The following is a 9,414-nucleotide window of genomic DNA, read 5'->3' on the forward strand; positions in this document are numbered from 1 at the left end:
GCGCCCCGGTGAAACGAAAGTTCAGGTAATCCTTAGCGGCGAGAAAGCACGAGGTTTTCGCATAAACCTCGGGGAAATGCTCTCGAATCCAGCGCATTTTGGGAGCCAACCAGTTCGGGATGAGGAGGTTGGCAGTCCGCTCTATCTGTTCTTCTGGGGGGAGAATCTCGTGGATACGCCTGCAAACTTCGTCTGAGCGTTTATCACACCATATGGGTACTCGAGATAGGAGGAGTTCCCCCCTTCCATCCACCGGGACAACAGCGTGCATCTGTGCGCTAACCCCAAGAGCGAGAACCTCAACCTCTGCGCTCCTCTTCAGGACACCTTCCATGCAGGTGCAGGCCGCAGAAAACCACTCCTCAGGGCTTTGCTCGGCCCAACCAGGATAGGGAGAGAAGAACTCTAAACTCTTGCTCTCGAGGGCAAGGATTCTCCCTTCCTCGCCGACTAAGGCCGCTCGAACGCTCTCGGTACCAACATCAACAACGAGAACCGCCCTTCTCCTCATATCAGCCTTCCTTTCTCACCGTAACCCAGACGTACTCAAGGGGAAGATCGAAAGGATTCTCGGCCCGGTGGAATTCTCCGCCCGGAATGTACACGACGTCGCCGCTTTCTACCTCGAACCGCTCCGCACCAACCTCCATGATGCCCTTCCCCGAGGTTACAAAGTACACCTCCTCAAGTGGAGCATGCTCGTGCCCCCGGGTACTGCAGTGAGGGTAAATGATGGTGTACCCCACGTTGATGCGGCCGGTTTCGGTATCTTTCTCGCGGAGGAGCATCAGAGTATCTCGAATGACATTCGTACCGATAGAATTACGGACGTCACCGAACGTATTCTTGCCCTCTTCTGCTGCACACTCGAAGAGACTGACTTTTTTGTACGACAAGTGAAAAACCTCCCTTTCTACTTCCTCGGCCTACCTTCCAAGTAGACTTTGTACTCGTACTTATCGGCACGGATGATGGAAATCACCATCTCAAAAGGAGTGCCATCTTCAAGATAGGTAATCCTAACTGTATGGAAAAGTGGTACCTTTTCGGGAATCTGAAGAATGTCTGCCTCGAGCGGCCCGCTGAGATAGGCCTCAATTGTCTCTATGGCTCTCTTGAGTACCAAACCGTACTCTTCCTCAAGGAGCTGGTAGAGACCCACTCTCCTCAGGGCCTCCTTTTTTTCCTCCAAACCTGGGACCACTCGAGCAAGAAGGTAGTTAGTCATGAAGGCAATTGGTACACCATTAGCAAGCCTTGTACGCTGGACAAGGTATACCTTTTCCCCTTTCTCGAGACCAAGAGCTGCAAGGACCTTGGGAGGCGCGGGAGTGAGTTCAATGGTGACAATTCCTGTTTCTACCTGAATTCCCTTCTCCTGAAGGGTTTCGGTGAAGGAGCTGATGAAGTTCATATTCTGGGCGGTTTTGGGCTCCTGGACGATTGTCCCCTTTCCCCGCTTGCGAACGATGAAACCCTCGCGTTCTAACTCTCCCAGGGCGTTGCGGATGGTAGTGCGGCTTGCACCGAAGCGCTTTTCAAGCTCTTCCTCCGAGGGGAGAAGATCGCCAACTCTGTAGAGGCCGTTTTCGATTTCCTCTCTCAGAGTTTTGTAAATCTTGGCGTACAGAGGAACGTCTGAGATCAGGCGTTTCATAAATCCCTCCAACTTGTTACTACTTTTAAAGCTTAAACATAGTGATAAGATTTGTCAAGATACCCCACTGGGAATCTCTTCGAGTATAATGGGGAAAAAGGGAAAGGAGGAAGCACTATGAACCTCAAGGGACGAGCTGAGACTGTAGCGTACATCGAGCGGGAGAAAATCATCGCCATCATCCGGGCGCAGAGTTCTCAGGCCCTCATGGAGGTTGTGGAAGCCCTCAAAGCCGGGGGAATCTCCTGCATCGAGGTAACCATGACGACTCCGGGGGCCCTGGAGGTCCTTGAAGAGGTTCGGAAAAAAAGGGACGATGTCCTCTTCGGAGCGGGGACAATCCTTGACCCCGAGACGGCAAGGCTCTGCATCCTGAAAGGCGCCCAGTTCCTCGTGACTCCCACCCTGAACGATCGCGTCATCGAGATGGCCCACCGCTACGATGTCCCCATCATTCCCGGAGCCCTGACGCCCACAGAAATCCTCAAAGCCTGGGAATGCGGAGCGGAAGTCGTGAAAGTTTTCCCGGCCTCAAGCCTTGGGCCATCGTACATCCGGGAGCTTAAGGGACCGTTCCCTCAGATTAAGCTCTGCCCCACCGGAGGGGTGAACCTCGAAAATATTGCCGATTTCCTGAAGGCCGGAGCTTCCTGCGTGGGGGTTGGGGGATCGCTTGTGCGAAAGGACCTCATCGAGGGGAAGAAATGGGAGGAGCTTGCAAACCTTGCCCGCCGCTTCAAGGAGGCGGCAATCTCCTCCTAACGTTTCCCCCAGAGGCCGATGCCTAAGCGGCGGGCCTCCTCTTCAAGCTTCAGGAAACGCTCGGCGTACCTAACGTTGGGGGGATAGGTAGCTACTTGCGCGTAGCCGTTTGCCACAAGCCACTCGTTCACCATGATGTCGTCGACGTACACGTAGGCGAGAAGGCGGCCGTACCGATCGCGCCTTTGAACATCAAACTCCAGGCGGACCCTTTTCCCCTCAACCATGCGGCGGTTGGCTTCATAGGCTTCCCGGGCGAAGTACTCCACCCCCTTCTGGGGGTGGTGGAGCTCCGGGGTGTTGATGCCGATGTAGCGGACTTTTTCGCCGTTTGCAAGCTCTATGGTGTCCCCGTCGATCACCCGGGCGACGATGTACTCGCCCGGGCCCCTCTGCGAAACGGTGTAGTAGAAGAGGACGAGGATGAGGAAGAAGAGAATCGATCCCCACGAAAGGCGCTGCGGCACCCTCCGCATCTTACACCACCCGGTAGAGCGGCTCTTTTCCCTCAAGGACCCGAACGACGTTGAGCGCCGCTATTTTCCCCATTTTGATGTTCGCCTCTTTCGTGTGGGCGGCAACATGAGGCGTCACGAGGACGTTAGGAAGGGTAAGGAGAGGGCTTTCAAAGGGCGGCTCAAAGGAGAGGACGTCAAGGCCTGCCCCGGCGATGCGCCCCTCCTTGAGGAAGCGAAAGAGCGCCTCTTCATCGACGAGTTCCCCCCGAGCGGTGTTGATGAGGAAAGCCTCCCTCTTCATGAGGCTCAAAAGCCTCTCGTTCACAAGGTGCCTTGTCTCCGAGGTTAAGGGAGCGTGGAGAGAAATGAAATCAGAGATTGAGAAGAGCTCCTCAAGGGAAACCTTCCTGAAGGTTTCGTCCTCCACAAGGGGGTCGTAGTACACCACTTCCATGCCAAAGCCGAGAGCCCTTCGGGCAACGCCTTTCCCAATCCGCCCAAGGCCCACAATGCCGAGAATCTTCCCCTCAAGCTCCACCCCGAGGGTCGAAGAACCCCAGGTTTTTTTGCGAACGTTCTCAAGAAGTGCGGGGAGGTTCCGGGCGCAGGAGAGGATGAGGAGGAAAGCCATATCGGCCACCGACTCGGTATTCGTCCCCGGAGCGTTCGCAACGACAACTCCGTATTCTTTTGCCGCCTCAAGGTCGATGTTGTCCACGCCGACACCGTGCTTGGCCACCACCCGAAGATTTGGGCAGCGCTCAAGCACTTTCCGTCCAACCCGGTCCACCCCGACAATCACCGCTTCGGCATCACCTATGAGCTCAGCCACAACCTCCTCGTTCTCGGGCTCGGGGTTTGTTTTTCGCTCCACCTCAAGTCCCGCGCTTCTGAGTACATCCAGGGGTTCTGAGGAAGCCCGAGCGAAAGAGCGAGCAAGGACAACGACCTTAGCCATAGCAACCACCTCGTCTGGTATCCTATGTACAGCACAAGGATACCACAAGGAGGAAGGAGAATGTTCTTCGTCCAGAAATTCGTGGGTGCTCTGGTGGACTTCCCGGGCATTGTCATCGTCCTTCTCTTCCTTGCGGGTCTCTGGGCAAGGGCGCAGAAAAGAGGGGCCGGTGGGTACTTCTTCCTTGCCTTTCTCCTCTACCTCCTCTCCGCAGGATGGGTCTTCAGCCTCATCCCCTTCCCCGAGTTCTCCCCTCCCTCCTCTCCCCCGGAGGCCATTGTCGTTCTTGGGGGAGGGGTGGAGGAAAACCCAGGGACTCATGAGCTCTCCCTGAGCCCGGTATCCCTTGCTCGGGTCTACCAGGCTTTCCTCCTCTACGAGAGGGAAAAGCTTCCGATACTTGCAAGTGGCGGAAAACTCTCGGAAAACCAGGAACGCGCCGAGGCCGAGGTTGCCTTTGAGGTCCTCAGGGCTTTCGGGGTTCCCTCAGAGGACATCGTCCTTGAGGCCCGTTCCCGCACCACCTGGGAGAATGCCCGCTACAGCACGAAAATCCTGAAGGCCCTCGGCATCCGGAGCTTCTACCTCGTAACCTCAGAAATCCACCTCCCCAGGGCGCTCTTTGCCTTCCGCTACTGGTACCCGGAGGCAGCGATTACCCCCTATCCTGCCCATGCCGCCTTAGATGTGGCCACCATGCTCCCCGGGGAGCGCTTCCTCCCAAAGCGCGAGGTCCTCTGCGCCTTCGGTAGCGCTATTCACGAGGGAGTGGGCTACCTCCTATACCTTTTGAGGAGTTCCCTGCCACTGGGCGAGTAGAAGCCCAAGGCCCACAAGGCCCATGCTGGCAAAAAGGCGCGGGGTGAGGGGATCCCGGAAGATGAGCCACGCCCCAAGGACCCCGAAAATCTGGGTGAGGTACTGGAAGGCGGTGGTGCGGGAGGCTCCGATGCTTTGTATCCCCCGCATCCAGAGAACGTAGGCCACAAGGGATGAAAGGAGAATCCCGTAGAGGAAGACAAAGAAAAGAGGCAGGGAGAAATCCGCAAAAGAAGCCCGGAAGACGTCCCGGGCACACACAGGGAACATGGTGAGAACCCCAAAGAAGAGGCTCCAGGTGCTGCTCCGAAGTGGCGAGTACTTCGAAAGGAGGTACTTTCCGAGGTAGCAGTAGAGCCCCCAAAGAAAGGAAGCCCCCAGAGTCAAAAGGTCCCCAAGGAGGACACCCCGCTCCTCCCCTTTCTCCGGCGAAACGAGGAGGACGACACCCAGAAAGCCGAGGAGCACCCCCAGGAAATTCACCCCCCGGAACCCTTCCTCCCCTCGCACAAGGACGATAATGGCCACGATGACTGGAGTGAGGGAGAGAAGGAGCGCCGAATGCGAGGCCAGGCTCAGGCGAAGGCCAAAGCTCCAGAGGGGCTGGTACGCCCCAAAGCCAATGAACCCCAGAAGGAGAAAGAGGGGGACGTCACGCCAGGCGATACCCACCGAGCCCTCCTCCCTCCAGAGGACGAGGAAAAAGAGGGGGATGCTCAGGAGAAAACGGAAGAAAGGGAAGGCAAGAGGGCCAAGGGCCAGGACCCCAAGGCGCATGATGCCAAAGTTCAGGCCCCAGATGCAAGAGACAAGGACAAGGGATAGAAAAACGAGCCGTCCTCGAGGACGGCTCGTCTCTCCTCTACTTGATTTCCACTTCAGCTCCAACGGCCTCAAGCTTTGCCTTGATCTCGTCTGCCTCTTTCTTGCTCACGCCTTCTTTAATGGGCTTTGGCGGGTTGTCCACAAGGTCCTTAGCTTCCTTGAGGCCAAGACCAGTGATAGCCCGGACTTCCTTGATGACCTGGAGCTTCTGAGGCCCTGCGCTCTTCAAGATCACGTCGAACTCGGTCTTCTCCTCTTCCTGGGCCGGAGCAGCTGCCTGAGGACCGGCCACAGGCGCAGTCACCTGGGCAACAGGCATGGCTGCCGAAACACCGAACTTCTCTTCAAGGGCCTTCACGAGTTCCGCAAGCTCAAGAACAGTCATTTTCTCAATCGCTTCGATGATTTCCTCTTTCGTCATGGATCATGCCTCCTTTTCGCTTCTCTTTTTCTCCTCAATGGCTTTCAGCACCCACACGAAGTTCCGCATAACTCCCTGAAGGACTCCAAGAAGCCCAACAAGCGGTGCCGCAATGCCGCCAACCACCCGGGCCAGGAGCTCCTCCCGAGAGGGCAGTTCCGCAAGACGCTGGATGTCCGAGGCGGTAAGGAGCTTGACGCCGAGAAAGCCGCCCTTCATCTCAAGCTGGGGGAACTTCTTGGCAAAATCCGCCAGCGCCTTGGCAACCTGGACGACATCCCGGTACGAGAAGATGAAGGCGTTCTGGCCCTTCAGGAGATGGTCTGCCGTGGAAAACCCAGCTCTCGTTAAGGCCAGACACATGAGGGTGTTCTTGGCAACCTTGAGCTCTCCCTCGATTTTCTTCAGGCTCCGTCGCAGCTCTTCCATTGTTGGAACATCCATGCCGTGGTAACCGACAACGAAAACCGCCTGGCTCCGTCGCAACCTTTCAAGGAGTTCCTGGATTATTTTCTCCTTCTCGCTTCTCTCCAAAAACCACCGACCTCCTTTCGCCACAAAAAAGAGAAGACTCCCACCTGAGGAGTCTTCTCTCAATCTGCCTCCCCAGGATTTTTAAGCTTCCGCCCCTGGTTCTCAGGCGAAGTACCAAGTTGCAACTTTTTAAGTTTTCGGTTCCCTCAGAAACCCCCTTACGCTGCCCGTTTCTCCATCTTAAGAAGCGCCGTATTCACATCCACCGGAACACCAGGGCTCATGGTGAGGGAAAGGACAATCTTTTTGATATAGCGACCCTTGGCTGCAGGGGGCTTCAGGCGGACCACCGCATCCAAGACAGTGTAGAAGTTGTCGAGAATCTGGTTCTCCCCGAAGGACGCCTTCCCGATGGGGAGATGGACGTTTCCGAACTTGTCGTTCCGGATCTCGATTCGTCCGCTTTTAATTTCCCGCACCGCCTGGGCAACATCAAGAGTCACCGTTCCGGTTTTGGCGTTCGGCATGAGCCCCCGGGGACCGAGAATCTTCCCAAGGCGGCTCACGATGCGCATCATGTCCGGGGTGGCCACCGCCGCGTCGAACTCGAACCACCCTTTCTGGATTTTCTCCACGAGCTCCTCGCCACCCACATAGTCTGCTCCTGCTTCCTGGGCCTCCCTCGCCTTCTCACCCTGGGCAAAAACGAGCACTCGAACCTTCTTGCCCGTCCCGTGGGGGAGAACGACCGTCCCGCGAACCTGCTGATCGGATTGCCTCGGGTCGATGCCGAGATTGAGCACCATCTCAACGGTTTCATCGAAACGGGCACTGGCCATTTCCTTGAGGAGACGGACAGCGGTTTCAGGATCGTAGAGCTTCCCGGGTTCGAGTTTTGCCTTGAGGGCGAGGTATCGCTTGCTCCGCTCGGCCATAGCGTACTCCTCCTTTACCCTTCCACAACCTCAACACCCATGCTCCGCGCCGTACCCTCGATGATGCGCATGGCGGCTTCGATGTCGGTGGTGTTGAGGTCTGGCATCTTCTTCTCCGCAATTTCCCGAATCTTTGAGCGGGTTATCTTCCCCACCTTCACCCGGTTCGGTTCCCCAGAACCCTTTTCAATCCCCAGAGCCTGGCGGATGAGGAAGGAAGCCGGTGGGGTCTTGCACACAAAGGTGAAGGAACGATCCGAGTAAATGGTTACCTCAACCGGAATGAGCACTCCCCGGTCCTTCTCGGTCTGGGCATTGAAGGCCTTACAGAACTCCATGATGTTCACGCCGTGCTGCCCCAGAGCCGGTCCAACCGGAGGCGCAGGAGTTGCCATTCCCCCAGGAATCTGGAGCTTCACCATTGCCACAACCTTTTTCGCCATAGTCCTTCCACCTCTTCAGAGTTTTTCAACATCGGAGAACTCAAGCTCCACCGGGGTCTCCCGACCAAAGATGGAGAGAAGGACCGTAACCTTGCCTCTCTCGTGGTCCACACTCTCAACCGTCCCGGTGTAGTTGAGGAAGGGTCCCGCAATGACTTTAACGACTTCCCCCTTCTCGATGTCAAGACGTGGTTTCTTCTCGATACCGGTCTGGCGGAGAATGACTTTCACTTCCTCATCGCTCAAAGGTTCCGGCCGCATCCCAGAGCCCACGAATCCCGTGACACCCGGGGTATTCCGCACAACGTACCAGGAGCGGTCGTTCATGATCATCTCGACCATGACGTACCCCGGGAAGATTTTGCGCTTTGTGAAGCGCTTCTTCCCCCGTCGGACCTCGATGGTCTCCTCCATCGGGACCACTACCCGGAAAATCTGGTCCTGCATCCCCATGGAGGCGATGCGGCGCTCGAGGTTCGCCTTGACTTTATGCTCGCTCCCCGCCAGAGTATGGATAACGTACCAACGTGGTTGCATGGTCTTCCGGTTCCCCCACAATCAGCGCATGTACAATCCCATGACAAAGGTGAGCACAAGGTCCACAACGCCAAGGAAAATGCCCATGAGGATAATGACAACAAGAACGGTAAGAGTACTCCTCCACAGCTCCTTGCGGCTCGGCCAGGTGACTTTCCGCAACTCTCCCCATGACTCGACAAAGTAATTCCGCAACGAACGAAACCACCGGATCAAACCTTTCACCCATCCTTTACCCCAAAAGTAAATTCACTGGGATTATAAATGCTTTCTCATCCCCTGTCAACGAGAGGAGGCTTGCAGGATGAGAGGGATTACCTGGTGCCGGGCGCGGGATTCGAACCCGCACGGGCGAAAACCCACTACCCCCTCAAGATAGCGTGTCTTCCTATTCCACCAGCCCGGCTCGAACGGAATTATACCAGGGAGGGGGGTCTTCGTCAACGAGAGGAGGGGAAAAATCTGCAGACACTCTATGCCCTTCTCCCCCTCATGGTCTTGAGATCAAAGGCATCATCGTAGCTACCTACTGCATGGGAAGAGGGGCCTCCTTTCTGGGATTTCTTTCCCTGGAGTTGGGACACAGATCTCTCTTCTCTTTTGCCTATCCCACCTGTTGCAGATCTGGGTGGACCGAGACAAGAGCCCCCTCGGCGCCACTTCCGATCCCGTAGGGAACCCCTGGATTAGCTGCGAATCCCGCCTTTCGTCTCCGAAGCAACCTCACTTACTCCTCGCGGCAACATTTAAAGGCGTCATTGCGAACTCGTCGTTTCGTCTGTGAAGCAATCTGAGGCTGCTTCGCTCGCAGCGACAAACCAAAGGGACTTGCAGGGACAGGCCAAAGGAACTCGCAGGGACAAGCTAAAGGGACCCACAGCGGCAAACCAGAGGGACGTGCAACGGCAAATCAAAGGGACCCACAGGGTAAATAAAGGGGCTTGTGGTGACTGTTTCCTGGGAGGGCCATCATCGGGAATTAGTTACCAAAAGCCCCATTCCCCAATCCCTAATCCCTTCCCCACTGGCCGATTCCTAATCCCCACCCTATTGGCCATTGGCTATTCCCTATTCCCTTCCCCCTTGGCTATTGGCTATTGGCTATTCCCTGTCCCACTGGTTTTC

General features: G+C 56.3%; 13 protein-coding genes, 1 tRNA gene and 1 pseudogene. 2 read left to right on the forward strand and 13 right to left on the reverse strand.

Annotated features, from left to right (window positions below):
- From H5U36_06885 to H5U36_06895, 3 genes are all read right to left on the reverse strand, one after another.
- Positions 1–511: hypothetical protein (locus tag H5U36_06885; protein ID MBC7217851.1), on the reverse strand; the 511-nt coding region annotated here is incomplete at its 3' end.
- A 1-nt stretch (position 512) separates the two neighbouring features.
- The gene (locus tag H5U36_06890; GenBank protein ID MBC7217852.1) at positions 513–896 is read right to left on the reverse strand and encodes a cupin domain-containing protein; all 384 of its coding nucleotides are present in this window, start codon (positions 894–896) and stop codon (positions 513–515) included.
- 17 nt (positions 897–913) lie between these two features.
- Positions 914–1,657, reverse strand: coding sequence for a GntR family transcriptional regulator (locus H5U36_06895; protein MBC7217853.1), 744 nt, complete (start codon positions 1,655–1,657; stop codon positions 914–916).
- A 117-nt stretch (positions 1,658–1,774) separates the two neighbouring features.
- Here H5U36_06895 and H5U36_06900 point away from each other — a divergent pair, with 117 nt between their 5' ends.
- The gene (locus H5U36_06900) at positions 1,775–2,419 is read left to right on the forward strand and encodes a bifunctional 4-hydroxy-2-oxoglutarate aldolase/2-dehydro-3-deoxy-phosphogluconate aldolase (protein MBC7217854.1); all 645 of its coding nucleotides are present in this window, start codon (positions 1,775–1,777) and stop codon (positions 2,417–2,419) included.
- Here H5U36_06900 and H5U36_06905 read toward each other — a convergent pair.
- On the reverse strand, positions 2,416–2,895 hold the full coding sequence (locus H5U36_06905) for a thermonuclease family protein (GenBank protein MBC7217855.1): 480 nt from the start codon (positions 2,893–2,895) through the stop codon (positions 2,416–2,418). The two genes, H5U36_06900 and H5U36_06905, sit on opposite strands and share 4 nt — an antisense overlap.
- A 1-nt stretch (position 2,896) precedes the next feature.
- Positions 2,897–3,835 carry a phosphoglycerate dehydrogenase gene (locus H5U36_06910; protein ID MBC7217856.1) on the reverse strand — a complete coding sequence of 313 codons (939 nt, stop codon included), beginning with the start codon at positions 3,833–3,835 and terminating at the stop codon, positions 2,897–2,899.
- Between the two features lie 60 nt (positions 3,836–3,895).
- Between H5U36_06910 and H5U36_06915 the strand changes: the two genes are divergently transcribed.
- A complete protein-coding gene (locus tag H5U36_06915; protein ID MBC7217857.1) occupies positions 3,896–4,654 on the forward strand; it encodes a YdcF family protein in 759 nt (252 codons plus the stop codon).
- Here H5U36_06915 and H5U36_06920 read toward each other — a convergent pair.
- From H5U36_06920 to H5U36_06955, 8 genes and pseudogenes are all read right to left on the reverse strand, one after another.
- Positions 4,616–5,485: pseudogene (locus tag H5U36_06920) on the reverse strand (DMT family transporter). The gene H5U36_06915 and the pseudogene H5U36_06920 sit on opposite strands and share 39 nt — an antisense overlap.
- A gap of 31 nt (positions 5,486–5,516) precedes the next feature.
- Positions 5,517–5,900 (reverse strand): 50S ribosomal protein L7/L12, encoded by a 384-nt coding sequence (gene rplL / locus H5U36_06925; GenBank protein MBC7217858.1) that lies wholly within the window; start codon positions 5,898–5,900, stop codon positions 5,517–5,519.
- Positions 5,901–5,903: 3 nt separating this feature from the next.
- Positions 5,904–6,434 carry a 50S ribosomal protein L10 gene (rplJ, locus tag H5U36_06930; GenBank protein MBC7217859.1) on the reverse strand — a complete coding sequence of 177 codons (531 nt, stop codon included), beginning with the start codon at positions 6,432–6,434 and terminating at the stop codon, positions 5,904–5,906.
- A 158-nt stretch (positions 6,435–6,592) separates the two neighbouring features.
- Positions 6,593–7,309, reverse strand: a complete 717-nt coding sequence (locus tag H5U36_06935; protein MBC7217860.1) for a 50S ribosomal protein L1 — start codon at positions 7,307–7,309, stop codon at positions 6,593–6,595.
- A gap of 14 nt (positions 7,310–7,323) precedes the next feature.
- On the reverse strand, positions 7,324–7,752 hold the full coding sequence (gene rplK, locus H5U36_06940; protein MBC7217861.1) for a 50S ribosomal protein L11: 429 nt from the start codon (positions 7,750–7,752) through the stop codon (positions 7,324–7,326).
- A 15-nt stretch (positions 7,753–7,767) separates the two neighbouring features.
- A complete protein-coding gene (gene nusG / locus H5U36_06945) occupies positions 7,768–8,289 on the reverse strand; it encodes a transcription termination/antitermination protein NusG (GenBank protein MBC7217862.1) in 522 nt (173 codons plus the stop codon).
- 21 nt (positions 8,290–8,310) lie between these two features.
- Positions 8,311–8,514, reverse strand: coding sequence for a preprotein translocase subunit SecE (gene secE, locus H5U36_06950; GenBank protein MBC7217863.1), 204 nt, complete (start codon positions 8,512–8,514; stop codon positions 8,311–8,313).
- Positions 8,515–8,608: 94 nt separating this feature from the next.
- A tRNA-Leu gene (locus H5U36_06955) sits at positions 8,609–8,695 on the reverse strand.
- Between the last annotated feature and the right edge of the window lie 719 nt (positions 8,696–9,414).

This window comes from Candidatus Caldatribacterium sp. (genome assembly GCA_014359405.1).
GTDB lineage: Bacteria > Atribacterota > Atribacteria > Atribacterales > Caldatribacteriaceae > Caldatribacterium > Caldatribacterium oleiphilum.